At 73.5% G+C, this 17,141-nt stretch carries 16 protein-coding genes; 4 read left to right on the forward strand and 12 right to left on the reverse strand.

Translation table 11 applies throughout. The annotated features are described in order from the left end of the window. Position 1: 1 nt before the first annotated feature. Complete coding sequence (locus tag AMOR_RS07805) at positions 2–1,756, reverse strand: radical SAM protein (protein ID WP_248360243.1); 1,755 nt, start codon at positions 1,754–1,756, stop codon at positions 2–4. 156 nt (positions 1,757–1,912) lie between these two features. Here AMOR_RS07805 and AMOR_RS07810 point away from each other — a divergent pair, with 156 nt between their 5' ends. From AMOR_RS07810 to truD, 3 genes are read left to right on the forward strand one after another with little or no spacing between them, the layout of a single operon-like run. Further along, on the forward strand, positions 1,913–2,845 hold the full coding sequence (locus AMOR_RS07810; protein ID WP_248360244.1) for a DsbA family protein: 933 nt from the start codon (positions 1,913–1,915) through the stop codon (positions 2,843–2,845). Positions 2,846–2,852: 7 nt separating this feature from the next. Then, positions 2,853–4,139 (forward strand): DUF4388 domain-containing protein, encoded by a 1,287-nt coding sequence (locus AMOR_RS07815; RefSeq protein ID WP_248360245.1) that lies wholly within the window; start codon positions 2,853–2,855, stop codon positions 4,137–4,139. Beyond that, a complete protein-coding gene (gene truD / locus AMOR_RS07820; protein ID WP_248360246.1) occupies positions 4,136–5,194 on the forward strand; it encodes a tRNA pseudouridine(13) synthase TruD in 1,059 nt (352 codons plus the stop codon). Before AMOR_RS07815 ends, truD begins: the two co-directional genes overlap by 4 nt. Before the next feature lie 87 nt (positions 5,195–5,281). Here truD and AMOR_RS07825 read toward each other — a convergent pair whose 3' ends face one another. The 3 genes from AMOR_RS07825 to AMOR_RS07835 all read right to left on the reverse strand — a co-directional run bounded on the left by AMOR_RS07825 (position 5,282) and on the right by AMOR_RS07835 (position 7,420). Beyond that, complete coding sequence (locus AMOR_RS07825) at positions 5,282–6,622, reverse strand: OmpA family protein (RefSeq protein WP_318653857.1); 1,341 nt, start codon at positions 6,620–6,622, stop codon at positions 5,282–5,284. Beyond that, positions 6,619–6,927 carry a hypothetical protein gene (locus tag AMOR_RS07830; protein WP_248360247.1) on the reverse strand — a complete coding sequence of 103 codons (309 nt, stop codon included), beginning with the start codon at positions 6,925–6,927 and terminating at the stop codon, positions 6,619–6,621. The genes AMOR_RS07825 and AMOR_RS07830 overlap by 4 nt, the downstream gene beginning before the upstream one ends. A gap of 109 nt (positions 6,928–7,036) precedes the next feature. Then, positions 7,037–7,420, reverse strand: coding sequence for a response regulator transcription factor (locus tag AMOR_RS07835; RefSeq protein WP_248360248.1), 384 nt, complete (start codon positions 7,418–7,420; stop codon positions 7,037–7,039). A gap of 111 nt (positions 7,421–7,531) precedes the next feature. Here AMOR_RS07835 and AMOR_RS07840 point away from each other — a divergent pair, with 111 nt between their 5' ends. Next, positions 7,532–7,798 carry a GlsB/YeaQ/YmgE family stress response membrane protein gene (locus AMOR_RS07840; protein ID WP_248360249.1) on the forward strand — a complete coding sequence of 89 codons (267 nt, stop codon included), beginning with the start codon at positions 7,532–7,534 and terminating at the stop codon, positions 7,796–7,798. 60 nt (positions 7,799–7,858) lie between these two features. On the opposite strand, the gene AMOR_RS07845 is transcribed toward AMOR_RS07840, so the two are convergent. The 8 genes from AMOR_RS07845 to AMOR_RS07880 form a co-directional block, all read right to left on the reverse strand. Then, entirely contained in the window at positions 7,859–8,626 is a 768-nt protein-coding gene (locus AMOR_RS07845) for an NADH-quinone oxidoreductase subunit B family protein (protein ID WP_248360250.1), read from the reverse strand. Between the two features lie 14 nt (positions 8,627–8,640). Then, the gene (locus tag AMOR_RS07850) at positions 8,641–10,104 is read right to left on the reverse strand and encodes a hydrogenase large subunit (RefSeq protein ID WP_248360251.1); all 1,464 of its coding nucleotides are present in this window, start codon (positions 10,102–10,104) and stop codon (positions 8,641–8,643) included. Further along, on the reverse strand, positions 10,101–11,546 hold the full coding sequence (locus tag AMOR_RS07855) for a proton-conducting transporter transmembrane domain-containing protein (RefSeq protein ID WP_248360252.1): 1,446 nt from the start codon (positions 11,544–11,546) through the stop codon (positions 10,101–10,103). Before AMOR_RS07855 ends, AMOR_RS07850 begins: the two co-directional genes overlap by 4 nt. Then, entirely contained in the window at positions 11,543–12,166 is a 624-nt protein-coding gene (locus AMOR_RS07860) for a hypothetical protein (RefSeq protein WP_248360253.1), read from the reverse strand. Before AMOR_RS07860 ends, AMOR_RS07855 begins: the two co-directional genes overlap by 4 nt. Next, a complete protein-coding gene (locus AMOR_RS07865; RefSeq protein ID WP_248360254.1) occupies positions 12,163–13,092 on the reverse strand; it encodes a respiratory chain complex I subunit 1 family protein in 930 nt (309 codons plus the stop codon). The genes AMOR_RS07860 and AMOR_RS07865 overlap by 4 nt, the downstream gene beginning before the upstream one ends. Beyond that, positions 13,089–15,086, reverse strand: a complete 1,998-nt coding sequence (locus AMOR_RS07870; RefSeq protein ID WP_248360255.1) for a proton-conducting transporter transmembrane domain-containing protein — start codon at positions 15,084–15,086, stop codon at positions 13,089–13,091. Before AMOR_RS07870 ends, AMOR_RS07865 begins: the two co-directional genes overlap by 4 nt. A 72-nt stretch (positions 15,087–15,158) precedes the next feature. Then, complete coding sequence (locus AMOR_RS07875) at positions 15,159–15,518, reverse strand: hypothetical protein (protein WP_248360256.1); 360 nt, start codon at positions 15,516–15,518, stop codon at positions 15,159–15,161. 164 nt (positions 15,519–15,682) lie between these two features. Further along, positions 15,683–17,116: a sigma-54-dependent transcriptional regulator gene (locus tag AMOR_RS07880; protein WP_248360257.1), complete on the reverse strand. Its 1,434-nt coding sequence runs from the start codon at positions 17,114–17,116 to the stop codon at positions 15,683–15,685. Positions 17,117–17,141: the final 25 nt, after the last annotated feature.

Consider the following 17,141-nt stretch of genomic DNA (forward strand, 5'->3'; position numbering starts at 1 on the left):
GTCACGCGCCGAGTCGTACCACGGCGGGCTGGAGCTCCGGGTGATCCGCGCAGGCGAGCCCGCAGGCGCGGCAGGTGTCGACCGCGCACTTCGGCGTGATCCGCGCGCCGACGCCGCGCCGCCACTCGCGGGCGAGGAACCGCTTCGTGAGCCCCTGGTCGATGAAGTCCCAGGGCAGCGCCTCGCCCTCCCCCGCCTCGCGCAGGACGAAGAAGTCCGGGTCCTCGTCCCAGCGCTGGAGCGCCTTGCGCAGGTCGCCGCCCGTCTCCCGGTGCGCGAGCTCCAGGAGGTCGGCGCAGCGCCGGTCCCCGCGGGAGAGGAGCGTCTGGACGTAGGCCTCGCGCGGGCTGAAGAAGTCGACGTCGATGCCCTTCGGCCTGAGCTCGCGCTCGAGGAGCTTCCGCTTCGCCTCGAGGCAGCTCCGGTCCTGCATCGGCACCCACTGGAAGGGCGTCCACGGCTTCGGGACGAACGGATTCACCGACAGCGAGATGCGCCCCATCCGCCCGCGCTTCCGGGCCCACGGGAGCATCACCTCCTCGCGGATCCGGACGGCGATGCGGACCATCCCCAGCAGGTCGTCGTCGGTCTCGGTGGGGAGCCCGCACATGAAGTACAGCTTCACGTGCTGCATGCCCTGGGAGAGCGCGTTCTCGGCGGCCTTCACGATCTGATCGTCGGTGAAGTCCTTGTTGATGACCCGGCGCATCCGCTCGGTGCCCGCCTCGGGCGCGATGGTGATCGAGCGCTCCCCGCCGTCCGCCATCCGTTTCGACAGCGCCTCGGTGATCGCGTCCACCCGGAGCGACGACGGGCTGAAGGTGCCGCCCTTCTCGCCGATGAAGCAGGTGAGCGGGTCGAGCCCCGTGTAGTCGCTCGTGTCCGGCCCGACGAGCCCGATGCGCAGCCCCTTCTCGATCCCGGCCTTCACCTCGCCGCGGAGGACCTCGAGGTCCACCTCGCGGTACGGGCGCTGCACGAACCCGGCCGCGCAGAACCGGCAGCCCCAGAGGCAGCCGCGGGCGACCTCGGTGAGGAAGAGATCGCCGAACTGGGCGTCGGGGGAGTCCACCACCCGCGAGGTCGGGACCTGCCGCAGGTCCTCGACGTACAGGCGGCGGACGCGCTCCGGCGCGCCCTCCCGGGGGACGAAGCGCGTCACCCACGCGCCCTCCGGCGCGTGCGAGTCGGAGTAGGCGACGTCGTAGAGCGCCGGGACGTAGCCGCCGGGCAGGCCGGCGATGGCGCGGAGGAGCGCGTCTCGCGGGGTGGACTCCGCGACGGCGGCGTGGAGCAGCGCGAGGAACGGTGCGACGAGCACCTCGCCCTCCCCGACGAGGAACGCGTCGAAGAAGGGCGCGAGCGGCTCCGGGTTGATCTGGACCGCGATGCCGCCGCCGACGACGAGCGGGTGGCGGCCGTCGCGCGCGGCGGCGCGGAGCGGCAGCCCGGCGCCGTCGAGGAGCTCGAGGACGTGCCCCGCGTCCTCCTCGAACGACAGCGAGAACGCGATCACGTCGAAGCCGCCCAGCGGGAGGTCCGACTCCACGGAGCGCGGCACGCCGCCGTCCTCCGGGAGGAACACCCGCTCGCAGGCGGTGCGAGGGTCGGCGTTGAGCAGCCGGTAGACCGCGTGGAGGCCGAGGTTCGCCATCCCGAGGCGGTAGGTGTTCGGGTAGACGAGGGCGATGCGCAGCTTCCCGCCCGGCTCCTTGCGGACGGCGCCTCGCTCCAGCGGTGTGTCGAAGTGCTCCACGCCCGCCCCCTTGTAAGGAGTCCGCGCTGCCCCCGCCACCATCAAAGGCGGGGCCGTCCCGCCGTCTCGTACTAGAATCCGCCCGCTCGGCCCTACCGCGATCGCCTCCTCGTGCTCGGCCGGCATTCCGAACGAGCCGCACCCCGGGACCCCTCCATGAACGCCACCAAGAAGACCGTCCTCGCCGCCCTGGCCGTGAGCGCCCTCGCCTGCCGCTCCGCGTCGTCCGGCCCGGCGCCGGGCGGCCAGGCCACCGCCCCGGCGGGCGTGGCCCCGCTCGCCGCGAACGCGACGCCGGAGGAGGTCGTCCCGGGCGTGTCGCTCGAGGGGCTGTCCGACGACCAGAAGGCCGTCGTGGCCGAGTACGCGCGGTCCGAGTTCTGCCACTGCGGCTGCCCCCACACCGTCTCGCAGTGCCTGCGGACCCACGCGTCCTGCAAGCACGCCCCGAGGCAGGCGGGCCTCGCGGTCCGGATCGCCGCGGCCGGGGGGCGCGTCGCCGACGTCCGGAAGGTGCTCGGCGAGTACTACGCGTCGTTCGACCGTCGTGCGCGCCTCGACCCCACCGACTTCGGCCCGCCCCTCGGCGACGCCGCCGCGCCGATCACGATCATCGAGTTCTCCGACTTCACCTGCCCGTTCTGCCAGGCGCTCCGCCCGACGCTGGAGGCGTTCGTGAAGGAGCGCGCCGACCGGGTGAAGCTCTTCTACAAGCCGTTCCCCATCGAGAGCCACCCGGGCGCGCTCGAGGCAGCGCAGGCCGGCGAGTGGGCGCGGGAGAAGGGCATCTTCTGGACGATGCACGACGCGCTCTTCACGACGCCCGACCACTCCCTCGACGGCCTCGCCGAGACCGCGCGCCAGGCGGGCGGCGACGAGTCCGACCTCCGCGACGCGCTCGCCACCCGGAAGTACCTCGCCAAGGTCCGCGGCTCGCAGGCGGAGGCGCGCGCGGCCGGGCTCCACGGGACGCCGACGCTCTACCTCGACGGGCGGCGCCACTCCCTCGACTTCGCGCCGGAGTCGCTCGAGCGCTCGCTCGCGGACGAGGAGGAATGGCAGAAGAACCACGGGTGGGACCGGGACTGAACGGGCGATGGCCCTCGTCCTCGACATCGACGCGCACGGCCGGCTCGTCCCGCAGTCGGACGAGGTCCGCCGCGCGCTCGCGGATCGCGCCGGGCGGTTCGCGCTCCTCCCGTCCGCACCCGACCTCGTCGTCGCGCGCCGGACCCCGGCGGTCGGCGGCGTCGCGCCGAGGCCGCGGTGCTTCCTCGCCGGCGATCTCGCCGGGTTCCCCATCGCGGACTTCATCGCGTTCGTCCACCAGTCGCGCCTCTCGGGGGTGCTCACGGTCGCGTCCGCGGGCGCCGAGCGGGCCATCGCGTTCAAGGACGGCGAGGTCCGGAACGCCCGGTCCACCGGTCCGGGCGAGCGGGTCGGCGAGGTGGCGGTCCGGCTCGGCTTCGTCACGGACGCCCAGGTCGCGCAGTGCGCGGGCGCGGGCGCGCCGCTCGGACGCGCCCTCGTGGACAAGGGGATCCTGTCCGCGAACGACCTCTGGAAGTGCCTCCACGAGCAGGTGACGGCGGTGTTCCACGCCATCCTCCTCGCCGCCGACGGCACGTTCCACATGATCGACGAGGACGTGACCGACCGGCCCGGCACCCCGCTCGCCGTCTCGACGCAGTCCCTCCTCATGGACGGGATCCGCCGCATCGACGAGATGAGCCTGTTCCGCGCGCGGATCCCCTCCGCCCAGGCGTACCTGCGGCGCCGGGAGCCGAAGCGCGCGGCGACGCTGAAGCCCGCCGAGCAGTCCCTCCTCGCGCTCGTGGACGGCCGCCGCACCGTGGCCGAGGTCGCGACCGCCGCCCACCTCTCCGAGTTCGACGCGACGAAGATCCTGTACCACCTCGCGGAGGCCGGCCACGTCGAGGCGGTCGCGGCACCCGCCGCCGCGGCGGATCCCGGCGCGCGCCTCGCCGCCATCGCGTCGGGGATGAACGCCGTCCTGCGCCTCGCCGCGGCGGCGATCCCGGAGCCCGGGCGCCCGGCCTTCCTCGCGGCGGTCCGCGCGTTCCTCGCCGACGGTCAGCACGCGCTCTCGCCGGTCTGGTCCCGCGCCGCCCACGGGAACGACGGCGCCGTCGACGAGACCACCGTCCTCGCGAACGTGGCCGCGATCAAGGGCGCGGTCCTCGCCCGCCTCGAGCCGTCCGCCGATCCCGCCCGGCTCCTGTTCGAGGCGCTCCGCGAGCTGCTGTTCTTCTACCTGTTCCTCGCCGGCGAGCGGATCGGCCGCGACGCGGACGAGGCGCTCGGCCTGGCGGTGAAGGCGAGGCTCGTGGCGCTCGAGGGGCTCGTCGAGGGCGCCCGATGACGGCGGCGCTCCCCTTCGTCACCCTCGACCTCCCCGGCTCGGGCGGCGCGCTGCGCGCCTCGCCGGAGGACTTCCGCGTCGACGAGGTGCCCGCGTACCTGCCCTCCGGCGCCGGTCCGCACCTGTACGTCCGCGTGGAGAAGCGCGGGCGCACCACGCGGGACGTGCTGCGCCACCTCGCCGGCGTCCTCGGCGTCCCGGAGCGCGACGCCGGCTACGCGGGGCTGAAGGACAAGGAGGCGGTCACGACGCAGTGGCTGTCCTTCCCCCTCGCGAAGGAGCCCGACCCCGCCGCGCTCGCCGCCCCGGGGATCTCCGTCCTCGAGCTCTCCCGGCACGCGAACAAGCTCCGCCCCGGGCACGTCCGGTCGAACCGCTTCGTCCTCGCGGTGCGCGGCGGCGACCTCGCCCGCGCACGCGCCTGCGCCGAGGCGCTCGCGGCGCGCGGCCTCCCCAACTTCTTCGGCCCGCAGCGCTTCGGCGCGGAGGGCCGGAACGCCGCCGTCGGCCGCGCGCTCCTCCGCGGCGAGCGCACCGCGGAGACCGGCCGCGCCGTCCGGGACCGCTTCCTGAAGCGGCTCTCCATCTCCGCGTACCAGGCCGAGCTGTTCAACCGCTGGCTCGTGGCGCGGCTCCACGACGGCCTCTTCGGGACCGCGCTCGCCGGCGACGTGCTGAAGAAGCTCGACACGGGCGGCCTCTTCACCTGCGAGGACCCGGCCACCGACACGGCGCGCGTGGTGCGGTTCGAGGTCTCGCCCGCGGGCCCGATGTTCGGGCACAAGCTCCGCGCCGCAGCCGGCGAGGCGCTCGCGCGGGAGGAGCGGCTCCTCGCCGAGGAGGGCATCGCGCTCGCCGACTTCGCCCGCGGCGGCGGGGAGGCGGAGGGCACGCGGCGCGCGGCGCGGCTGCGCGTCGAGGTCGCCCTCGAGCCGCTGGAGGACGGCGAGGGCTACCGCGCGCGCTTCGAGCTGCCGAAGGGCTCGTACGCGACCGTCGTCATGCGGGAGCTGATGAAGGCCGAGGGTACGCTCCCGGAGCCCGACGAGGCGTGAGGGTGGAGCGTCTCCGATCGCCCTGAGCCTCTCGAAGGGCCCGCGGCGCCCGTTCGTGGTTCGACAGGCTCACCACGAACGGGAACCCTACTCCATCGTCACGATCCGGAACTCCGTCCGCCGGTTCTGCGCGCGCCCCTTCTCCGTCTTGTTCGACGCGATGGGCTTCGTCGGCCCGAAGCCGACCGTCTCGAGCCGCTCCGGCGACACGCCCTTCCCGACGAGGTAGTCGCGGACGCCGTCGGCGCGCTTCTGGCTGAGGCGCATGTTGTTCGCCTCGGGCCCGGTCGAGTCGGTGTGGCCCTCGATCGACACCTTCATCTTCGGGAAGTCGCTCAGCACCTGGACGACCTGGTTCAGGAGCGCGAACGAGTCGGGCAGCACCGTCGCCTTCGCGTAGGCGAAGTGGATCTGCTGCTTGATCTCGATCCGCTCCTTCTTCACCTCGACGAGCGTGTACTTCTTCGGGCAGCCGTCGGGCGCCGGGCCGATCTGGTCCGGGCATTTGTCGAGGCGATCCGGGATGCCGTCGCCGTCGCGGTCGACGTCCGGGCAGCCGCCGTTCTCCTTCGGCCCCGCGTTCAGCGGGCACTTGTCGTCGGGATCCGCGATGCCGTCGGCGTCGGAGTCCGGGCAGCCGGCGAGCTCCTTCAGGCCCTTCACGTCGGGGCACCGGTCAGCGGCGTCCGGCACGCCGTCGCCGTCGCGGTCCAGCACCGGGCAGCCCTTGTTCTCGAGCGGCCCGGGCTCGTTCGGGCACGCGTCGAGCTTGTCGACGATGCCGTCGCCGTCGTTGTCGGGATCGGGACAGCCGTCCTCGTCCTGGAAGCCGTCCTTGTCCTCGGGGTCGAGGGGGCAGCGGTCGATGTCGTCGGGGATGCCGTCGCCGTCGGTGTCCTTCACGACCGGGCAGCCCTGCGTCTCCTTCGGCCCCGGGTCCTTCGGGCAGGCGTCCTCCGAGTCCGGGATGCCGTCGCCATCCGTGTCCGGGCAGCCCTGGAACTCCGGCTTGCCGGGCACGTCGGGGCAGCGGTCCTCGAGGTCGGGCACGCCGTCGCCGTCCCGGTCCGTCTTCTCGATGACGACCGCCGGCTTCTTCGCGTACTCGGGGGGCTTCTTTGCGATCGTCACCTGCGTCGGGCCGCAGGCCTTCGAGAGATCCAGGGCTCGCTTCGCGCTCCGCTCGGCGGTCTCGAGGTGCTCCTTCGCGCGGCTTCCGTGGCCGTAGGCGATCTCCTCGTCCGCGATCTCCACGTTCGACTCGGCGAGCGCGAGCTCCCTCGGCGCGCAGCGCAGCGCGCCCGACTTGCGGGCCTTGTCCACGTCGGCGCGGACGACCTGCGCGTTCTGCCGGAGCTTGCCGCCCGCGGCACACGCGAGGGCGAGGCCGGCCACGGAGGCCAGCCGGAGGGCGCGGGCGCGGATCACGGGGTCTCCTCGGCCTTGTTCGAGCTCTCGAGCGCCTTCTGGCGGGCGCTCTTCGCGAGCTCGGCCGCCTTCTGCGCGAACCGGCCGCTCGCCTCGTACTGGGAGCGGCCCTGCGTCTCGCGCGCCTTGTGCAGGAAGACCTCGGCGGCCGTGTACTCGTACACCGCGGTGGTCTGGGCGCCGGCGGCGCGAGCGGCCTCGAGCTCCACGTCGGCGTCGATGAGCGCGCTCGTGGACTGGATGGGGCCGCACCCGGCGAGGAGCGCGAACGCGGGGACGGCGAGGAGGCGCTTCGGGAGCCGCACGGAGGAGAACTCCTTTCGTCGTGCCGGGTTCCGACGCTACCCGGGGGGGGATGAAACGTCAAGGAAGGGCCAACCCGCCCGGGGGCTCACCGCGCGTACGAGCGAGCGATCATCGTCCGCGCAGCGCGGCGACGAGCGCCTGGAGCACCTGCCCCTTGAACGGCTTCTCGATGTAGCCGTCGGCGCCGGCCCGCTGCGCCGCGGCGTGATCGGCCGGGCGCGAGCGGGAGGTCAGCATGTGGACGGGCACGCGGCCGAGGGCGGGGTCCGCCTTGAGCATGCGGCAGACCGAGAGCCCGTCGAGCCCGGGGAGCACGACGTCGAGCAGGACGAGATCGGGCCGGCAGCTCCGCGCCTCGGCCACCGCCGCCGCGCCCGTCGCGCAGCAGCGGACCTCGACCCCGTCGCCCTCGAGCATCGCGGGGACGAGCGCCCGGATCACCGGCTCGTCGTCGACGAGGAGGACGCGGAACGCTGGAGGCGCGCTGCCCATTCCGCTCCTGGTTTTACCGGATGGGCGTCCGCCCGCCTAGGCGCGCGTGCCGCGGACGGGCGAGCACGTACGCCCGCGGAGGCCTACCTTGCTCGTCGGGAGGGCGAAGGCATGGGAATCCTGGCGTGGATCATCTTCGGCTTCATCATCGGGCTCATCGCGCGCGCGGTGGTGCCGGGCAAGCAGGGCATGGGGTTCGTGATGACGACGCTGCTCGGGATCGCCGGGTCGCTCGTCGGCGGGCTCGTGGCGTCGGCGATCTCGGGGAGCTCGGTCACGGGCTTCCAGCCCACGGGCTTCATCGGGAGCCTCATCGGCGCCATCGTCCTGCTCGTCATCGCGGGCATGGTGATGGGCCCGCGACGCCGGACGGTCTAGCGGGTCGAGGGGGAGGACGCGGTCCGCCGGGGCGCTACGGGCCCGGCGGACCGCCGTCCGTCAGCGGCGCGGCGCCGCCGGGACGTCGATGCCGAGCAGGTCGAGGATCCCGTTCACGAAGGTGAGCGGGTGCGGCGGGCAACCCGGGACGTAGAGGCTCGGCGCGAAGCGGCCCAGGAAGCAGCGGTCGAGGACGGCCGAGTCGGCGTAGGGCCCGCCGGAGATCGCGCAAGCGCCGCAGGCGATCACGAACTTCGGGTCGGGCATGCCGTCCCAGGCGAGCTCGAGCGCCTGGGCCATGTTGGCCGTCACCGGCCCGGAGAGGACGAGGCCGTCGGCGTGGCGCGGCGAGGCGACGAACTCGATCCCGTAGCGCCCCAGGTCGAAGTTCACGTTCGAGAGCGCGTTCAGCTCGAGCTCGCAGCCGTTGCAGCCGCCGGCGGAGACCTGCCGGAGCTTCAGCGAGCGGCCGAAGGCGCGGGCGAGCGCCTCGGACACGGCGACGGCGGGCGGCGCCGCGGGGCCCTCGCCGAGGACGATCGCGTCGCGCGCGCTCGCCGCGATCCGGTGCTCGACGGTGAACGCGATCTTCTCCTGGGGGCACGCGACGCCGCACTCGCCGCAGAGCAGGCAACGCCCGAGGTCGAGCCGGAGCGGCGCGACCGACAGCGCCGCGGCGGGGCAGACGTCGAGGCAGGCGCGGCACCCGTCGGCGCAGGCCTCCGCGCCGAGGACCGGCAGCCCGCGGAAGCCCTTCAGCGTCACGCGGCGCACGTCGGGGATGTACTGCCTCCCCTGCGAGATCCGGACTCGAAGTGCGCTCAGCATTCCCGCTCGCCTCTCTAGAGATCGTTTCCGCAATACGACAGGTCGAAGCTCTTGTTGCAGATGGGGAAGTCCGAGATGTCGTTCTCGCGCACCGCGAGCGCGAGCCCCATCCAGTTCCGGAGCGAGGGATCCTGCACCCGGTACGCCCGGAGCCGGCTCGCGCCGTCGGTCTCGAGCGCGTGCACGACCTCGCCGCGCCAGCCCTCGCAAACGGAGATCGCGAGCGTGTCCGGCGCGAGCGCGCCGACCGGATCCGCGGCGCGCTCCAGCGCCGGGTGGGCGTCGAGGAGCGCTCCGAGCCACGCGATCGACGCGTCGAGCTCCCGGATGCGGACCCGCGCCCGCGCCCAGCAGTCGCCGGTCTGCTCCACCACCGGCGCGATGGGGCGGCTCGTGTACGGCTCGCCGGGGAGGCTGGCGCGGTTGTCGCGGACGACTCCGCTCGCCCGCGCGGCCATCCCCACGAGGCCGACCTCGAGCGCCTGCTCGCGGGTGACCGTCCCCACGCCGCGGAGGCGGTGCAGCACGGTCGACGCGCTCTGGAAGTGCGCGTTCACGATGGCGAGGTCGCGCGCGAGGAGCTCGAGCGCGCTCCGGAGCGCCGCGTGCTTGGCCGCGTCGACCGGGGCGCGGAGCGCGGCGGGGCGGACCCAGCCGCGCCCGAACCGGCTGCCGCACACGAGCATCGAGGCGTTGATCGCCGTGGTCCGCAGCCGGCCGTAGGTCGCCGCGCCCTGCAGGAACGCGATGTCCGTCGCGAGGCCCGCGAGGCCCGCGAGGTGCATCGCGATCCGCTCGAGCTCCAGGCCGAGGGCGCGCGACGCCTCGACGTCGGGACCGGCCCGCAGTCCCGCGAGGGCCTCGAGCGCGTCGGCGTACGCCCACGCGTGCGCGACGCTCGCGTCGCCCGCGATGGTCTCGACGAGCGGGGCGAGCACCCTGGGATCGCGCGCGAGGAGCAGGCGCTCGACGCCGCGGTGCTGGTACCCGAGGTGGATCTCGAGGTGGTGGACGGTCTCGCCGAGGCACATGAAGCGGAAGTGGCCCGGCTCGATGACCCCGGCGTGGATCGGGCCGACCGCCACCTCGTGCACCTGCGCGCCCTCGATGGAATAGAAGGGGTACTCGGCGATGCGCTCGGCCCCCGCGCCGGGGAAGCGCACCGGCTTCAGCCATGGGTGGTCGTGCGGCTTCACCCCGTGCTGCTCGAAGATCTCTCGCTCGAAGACGTGCAGCGCGGGGAAGTCGCGGGTGAGCGCGTGGAAGCCCTTCTCCCGCGGGATGGCGGTGCGCGTGGCCGACAGGCGGCGGCCCTTCTCCTCGAGCACGGCGGTGAGCTCGAGGCGCGCGGGGTCCTCCGACGGCTGGCCGTAGAACGTGACCGCCCGCGCGCCGCCCTCGAGGCGCGCGTGGAGGCTGGCGAAGAACTCCCTCGGCTCGGCGCCGAGGTCCTTCACCGGGACGAGGAGGGTCGTCATTGGGCCCCCAGCCCGGCGGCGACCTGCCGGAAGAGCGCGTTCACCGGCGCGGGCAGGTACAGCCCCATCGCGAGGAGGCACGCGAGGAACACGAGCTTCGGGAGGATCGTGGCGAGCGGCTGGCTCGCCCAGTCGACCCGCTTCCGCGGCTCGCCCCAGATCATCGGGAACACCGAGCGGCCGGTCGCGATGAACGTGGCGGTGAGGATGGTGCAGAACGCGGCGAACACGCCGTAGTAGCCGCGGCCGATGAGCCCGCTCATCACGATGAGCTCGCCGAGGAAGCTCCCGAACGGCGGGAAGCCGAGCAGGGCGAACGTGCCGACCATGAAGAAGAGGCCGCTGTAGGGCATGTCCTTGAGGAGCCCCGACACCTCCCGGACGTCCTCGGTCCGGTAGTGCGCCTCGATCTTCCCCGCGGTGAGGAACAGGATCGCCTTGATGAAGGCGTTGCTCACCGCGTAGAGGACGACGCCGTAGGCGGCGACCCCGCCGATCCCGAGGCCGATGGCGATGACCCCGCCGTGGTTCAGCGAGGCGAGCGCGATGAGCCGGATGTAGTTGCGCGTGGCGATGATGCCGAACGCGGACACCGCCATCGTGGCGAGGCCGAGCGTGACGAGCTCGGCGCTGATCACGTCCTGGTCCGTCCGGTGGTAGATCTGGACGACCCGGAACACGGCGACGAGCGCGACGTTGAACTGCACCGCCGCGAGGAGCACCGTCACCGCGGGCGGCGACTGCTGGTACGTGTCCGGGAGCCACACGTACATCGGCGCGAGCCCGAGCTTCGTCCCGAGCCCGAGGAGGACGAGGACGAGCCCGAGGCGGCGCCAGACGTCCGTCGGCTGGCGCGCGGCCTCGGCGAGGCCGTCGAGGAAGAACGTCGCCTCCCGCGCGCCTGAGGCCTCCATCCCGCGCGCGAGACAGGCGAACCCGAGCAGCGTCAGGGCGAGGCCCACCGACGAGAACAGGAAGTACTTCCACGACGCGCGGAGCCGCGCCGCCGTCCCGCGGTGCTGCACGAGGGGGACCGCGGCGAGCGTGGTGAGCTCGACGAGCACCCACATCGCGACGAGGTGGTTCGAGAGGATCGCGAGGTTCGCCGCGGCGATGAACCCGAGCGAGAACGTGACGAGCCGCTCGATGCGCTCCTGCAGCTCGGGGGTGTCCCGGACGCGCGTCCAGACGTAGGCCGCGACCCCGAGGAAGACGAAGTTCACCACGAGGAGGAACAGGCGCGAGGTGGCGTCGACGACGAAGAAGCCGTCGACCACCCGGACCACCGAGCCCGCCGGCGTGCCGAACGCCACGGCGAGCGCCAGCGCGGCGTCCAGGGCGGCGACGACGGCGAGGAGCTGGACGGCGCGCGGGCGGAGGAGCTTCATCCCCGCGACCGGCGCGCCGACGGCCGGGACGAGCCCGGCGAGCAGTCGGATCATGGAGCCTGCCTCGGCGCGGCGCCGGCGACGTCGGCCGGCTCCGCGCGCATCCGGGTGACGAACGACCCGAAGGTGAGAACGGTCAGGAGGAGGACGCCGGTCACCCCGAGCTGGACGGGCAGCGGCAGCGTCTCGGCGGCGCCCAGCTCGAACAGCGCGATGGCGTTCTCGAGGCGGAGCACGCCGACCACGAGGCCGAAGGTCCGGCGCTGGGTGGCGAGCACCAGGAACGCGAGGAGCAGCGCCGCGGCGACGACCGCCACGTGCATCGCCTCCTCCCCGCCCCCGGGCACCACGCGCTCGGAGAACCGGAAGCCGGCGTACACGAGGGCCGCGGCGACGGTCCACGAGATCATGTTCGCCGGGATCACGTCGTTCCGCCGCGGCACGTTCTGCCGCCGGAGGATGCGGTAGAGGTGACGCGGCACGAACACGGTCCGCAGCAGGAGCAGGTCCACGAGGAGGACCGCGCCCGACGCCGTCGTCGGCCAGCCGCGCTGGAGGAAGATCGCGGTGAGCAGCAGCCCCTGGAGCGCGAGCCCGACGAGGCTCGTCCGCCAGGTCGCGACGAGGAGCGGCGCGACGGCGACCGCGAGGAACGCGACGAGGAGGTACGTCATCCCGGGCTCCCCTGCCACCACGCCGTCGTGAGCAGCGCGACGAGCGCCGACACGGTGGCGACGAGCACGTACGCGGGGACGGTGCGGAGCCGCAGCCGCGCGACGAGCGACTCGACGAACCCGACCCCCACCGCGACCAACGCCGTGAGGGCGAGGTTCACGGCCGCGACGAGGAGCACGCCGTCCGCGGGCCGGAGCGGGTTCAGCAGCGAGGCGATGACGGACGCGCAGAGCATCATCTTGAGCGCCGCCGCGTACTGGATCGCGGCGAGGTCCGGCCCCGAGTGATCGAGGACCATCACCTCGTGGATCATCGTGAGCTCGAGGTGCGTGGTCGGATCGTCCACCGGGACCCGCGCCGCCTCGACCTGCAGCACGATGAAGAAGGCGACGGCGCAGCCGGCCGTCACGACCGCCTGCGCGGGCCCGCGGACGCCGAGACCCACCAGCTCGGCGAAGGTCCCGTGGCCCGTCGCGGCCGCGAGCGTCCCGAGCGCGAGGAAGAGCGCGGGCTCGACGAGCGCCGCGTAGGTCGCCTCGCGGCTCGCGCCCATCCCCTCGAACGAGCTACCGGTGTCGAGCGCGGCGAGGATCGTGAAGACGCGCCCGAGGCCCCACAGGTAGGCGACGGCCACGAAGTCGTACGGGAAGGAGATCGGGGCGAAGCCCCCCAGCACCGGCATCATCAGCGCCGAGACGAGCGTGCTCGCCAGGACCACGAGCGGGCCGAGGCGGAAGATCTCGGTGGTGACCTCGGAGTAGACGGGGCGCTTCCCGAGGAGCCGCCGGAAGTCCGAGAACGCCTGCAGGAGGCGCGGCCCCTTCCGCCCCGCCCAGAGCGCCTTCGTGCGGTTCACGATGCCGACGAGCAGGAACGGCAGCCCGACGAGCGCTGCGGCGTGGAGGACGACGAGGAGCGCCGTCATGGCAGGCCTCCCGTCCCGGCGAGGACCAGCCCCACCATCACCGCGAGCACGACGAGCCCCGCGCCGAGCGACACGCCGAGGTCCGCGGGGATCCGCGCGGCGAGCCGGGTGACGAACCGGTCCCCCTCGCCCATCACCTCGAACATCCGCTTCTCCACGGCGTCCACGCAGTGCGTGTTGAGGTGGCCGACCTTCTCCGGGAACGGGCCCTCGGGCAGCTTCGCGCGCCGGTGGTGCGGGAGCACCGCGTAGAACAGGGCGGCGAACTGCGAGGCGAAGGACGTTCCCGTGTACTGCATCCGCGGCGTCGGGGCGCCGTATCCGCAGCCCCAGGTCACGTGGCGGGGCGCCGGCGCGCCGCGGGCGAGCCAGCGGCGGACGAGGAGCAGCGCCCCGAGCACGCCGACGACGAGCGCGGCGATCCACGCGACCGGCGCGAGCGCCCGGACGGGCTCGAGGTCGCCGAGCGCCATCGCGCCGGCCCGGGCACGGAAGAGCCGCACCGGCCGGTCCACGACCGCGAGCCCGACGCCCGGCACGAGGCCGACGAGGACCACGCCGGCCGCGTGCACGGCCATGGCGCCCCGCATCCAGCGCGACACCTCTCCCTCGCAGTGGATCTTCGCGTCGCGGGGGGCGCCGAGGAAGGTGACGCCGAACGCGCGCGTCATCGCGAGCGCCGACACGCCCCCCACGAACGCCAGCGCGGCCGCGCCGGCCACGAGGAGCACCCGCGGGATCCCGGCCGGCACCGCCGGGTTCAGGAGCCCGGCGTACACGAGCAGCTCGGAGACGAACCCGTTGAAGGGCGGCAGCGCAGAGATCGCGAGCGCGCCGAGCAGGAAGTAGCCGGCGGTCCAGGGCAGCCGCCGGGCGAGGCCGCCGAGCCGCTCGAGGTCGACGGAGTGGGTCGACCGGTAGACGGCGCCGGCGGCGTAGAAGAGCAGGCACTTGAAGAGGGCGTGGTTCAGCACGTGGAGGACGCCGCCGGTGAACCCGAGCGCGACCAGCGCCGGCTGGTGCCAGGCGAGGCCGAGGTAGCCGATCCCGAAGCCGATCCCGGCGATCCCGACGTTCTCGGTGGAGGAGTAGCCGAGGAGCCGCTTCAGGTCGCGCTGCGAGGTCGTGTACAGCACGCCGACGACCGCGGAGAGCGCGGAGAAGCCGACGAGGTACCAGCCCATCCAGGGCTCGGGCTCGCCGAGGAGGAGCGTGAACCGGAGCAGGCCGAAGAGGCCGGCCTTGTGGATCACCCCCGACATGAGCGCCGACACGTGCGCCGGCGCGGCCGAGTGGGCGCGCGGCAGCCAGGTGTGGAACGGGAAGAACGCCGACTTGAGCCCGAACGCCGTCACGAGCAGCAGGAACGTGACGCTGCGCAGCCGGCTCGGATGCTGGAGGAAGGCCGAGAACGACTGGAAGTCCATCGAGCCGGTCTGGCTGTGCAGGACCATGAACGCGGCGAGGAGGACGAAGAGCCCGACGTGCGTGGAGACGAGGTAGTTGAAGCCGGCGAAGCGGATCTTCTGGTTGCGGTAGTCCCACACCACGAGGAGCCAGGCGGAGACCGCCGCGATCTCCCAGCCGAGCAGGAACGGGAACGCGCTCTCGAGCGTGTAGACCATCACGAACGAGAGGGAGATCATGTTGAGCAGCGCGAACTGCACCCCGGCGTTGCGGGTCCGGAAGTACGGGCGCAGGTAGCCGAACGCGTACGCGGTGCCGACCAGCGTCATCGGCAGCGACCAGGCGAGGAAGAACGCGCCGAGGGGATCGAGGTGCACCGCGATGCTCTCGACCGGGTAGGACCAGGCGACCCGGTACCGGACGTCGCCGCCCCGGAGCAGCGTCGGGAGCACCGCGGCGAGCACGAGGACGCTCGCGCCGGCCTGGGTGGCGAGGCTCGCCCAGCCCCGGTGGACGTTGTCCCGGAGCGCCAGCGCGAGCCCCGCGCCGGCGAGCAGGATCACGGACGCGGCCGCGAGCAGGATCATCGCCCGCGCCCGCCGGCGTCCGCGCCGTCTCTCTGGGATCCCGTCCGCATCGTCCGCTCCTCGTCCACGTCCCTATCCGTGAAGATCCAGCCCGAGCACCACGTCCACCGACCGCCGCAGCGCACCCGCGACGAGCGGGCACCGCAGCACCCCGACACCGCGCCCGATCCAGCCCTCCGGCTCCTCGGCCTGCCGGTTCCGGATGACGAGCACCGGCAGCTCCGGCCGGACGCGCTCCTTCGACGCGAGCAGCTCGCTCACCGCGGACGTCGCGACGTCGGGCGAGGCGATGAGCAGGCACACGGCCGCTTCCCGCAGCCGCTCCGCGGCCGCCGCCGCCGTGGCCGCGCTCAGGACCTGGAGGTCGGGCCGCCCCCGCAGCTCCCTGAACAGATCGTCGGCGTCCCCGCCTTCCGGCGCGACGACGAGCAAGGCCCGGATCTGTCTGGAGCGCGCGTGCATGGATCGGTGAGGCCCAGGCGCGTACGCAGGAACCAGGCCAGGACGCCGCAGGCGCCCAACGGCGCGGAAAGACGCGCCGCCGGCGGATCGGCGCGCCTCGCGCCGTCACTGCCGTTTCGGCACCTTCGAGGATCCTATGCCGATTCGGCACGATCCCCGCCGGGCGGCCGGAGCCGGTACTGGCGGAGCTTGGTGTAGAGGGTGCGCAGCCCGAGGCCGAGAACGCGGGCGGCCTCGCGCCTATTCCGGTAGCGGTGCAGCGTCGCGGCGATGAGCTCGCGCTCGGCGTCCGCGAGCGTCGCGCCCACCTCGATCGTGACGACGCCGCTCGCTGCGGCGGGCGGCCACGGCCGCGGTGGCGCGACGGAGCCGGCGCCGGACGGCGCCGCGCGCCGGCGGCCGAGCTCGGAGAAGCCGTCCGTGCTGATGGTCTCGCCGGAGGCGAGGATCGCGGCGCTCTCCACGGCGTTCTTCAGCTCGCGGACGTTGCCCGGCCAGTCGTACTCCATGACGAGCTTCAGGGCGGCGGGCGAGATCCCGCGGATCTTGCCGTCGTTCCGCCGGTTGAAGTCGGCGATGAAGGCGTCGATGAGCGCGGGGATGTCCTCCTTGCGCTCGCGGAGCGGCGGGACGAGGAGGGTCACCACCTTGAGCCGGTAGTAGAGGTCCTCGCGGAACTTGCCGGACGCGATCGCCTCCTCGATGTTGCGGTTCGTCGCGGCGAGGACGGAGAGGTCCACCTTCACCTTCCCGGTCCCGCCGACGCGCCGGAACTCGTTCCGCTCGAGCACGCGCAGCAGCTTCGCCTGCGTCGCGGGATCCATCTCGGCGATCTCGTCGAGGAACAGCGTCCCGCCGTCGGCGAGCTCGAACAGCCCCTTCTTGCGCTCGTTGGCGCCGGTGAACGCGCCCTTCTCGTGCCCGAACAGCTCGTTCTCGAGCAGCTCGCGCCCGAGCGTCGCACAGTTCAGCGGGACGAAGAGCTGCCCGCGGCGCGGCCCGCGGGCGTGCAGGGCGCGGGCGATGAGCTCCTTCCCCGTGCCGCTCTCGCCGAGGACGAGGACGTTCGTCTTGTAGCGGGAGATCTTCTCGAGGGTCGTGAGCACGCGCCGGATGGCCGGCGAGGAGCCGACGAGGCCGCTGTAGGACGCCGCCCCGCCGGCCGCGTCGGGGTCGGGCGCGCCCGAGCGCTCCGCGAGCTTCCGCAGCCGCGACACGAGCACGACGGGATCGAACGGCGGCGCGAGGTAGTCGGCCGCCCCCTGCTGCATGGCGTCCACGGCCTCCTGGACCGTGCCCGCCGCGCCGAGGACGACGACCGGCACGTCCGGGTGCTGGTGCCCGGCGCGCGCGACGAGGCTCGCGACGGCGACCGGGCCCATCGAGTGGGCGACGAAGATCGCGGCGAGCGGCTCCCGGTCGAGGGCCTCGAGCGCGTCGGCCTCGGTCGTCGCGACGACCGGCGTGAGCCCCGCGGCGGCGAGCCACCGGGCGCTCGGCGGCCCACCCGGCTGCGGCTTCAGGACGAGGCACCGCCGCCCGTCCTCCCGTGATCGCGTCCTCGGCACGGACGGAGTGTAGTGCCGATTCGGC

This window comes from Anaeromyxobacter oryzae (genome assembly GCF_023169945.1).
Taxonomy (GTDB): domain Bacteria; phylum Myxococcota; class Myxococcia; order Myxococcales; family Anaeromyxobacteraceae; genus Anaeromyxobacter; species Anaeromyxobacter oryzae.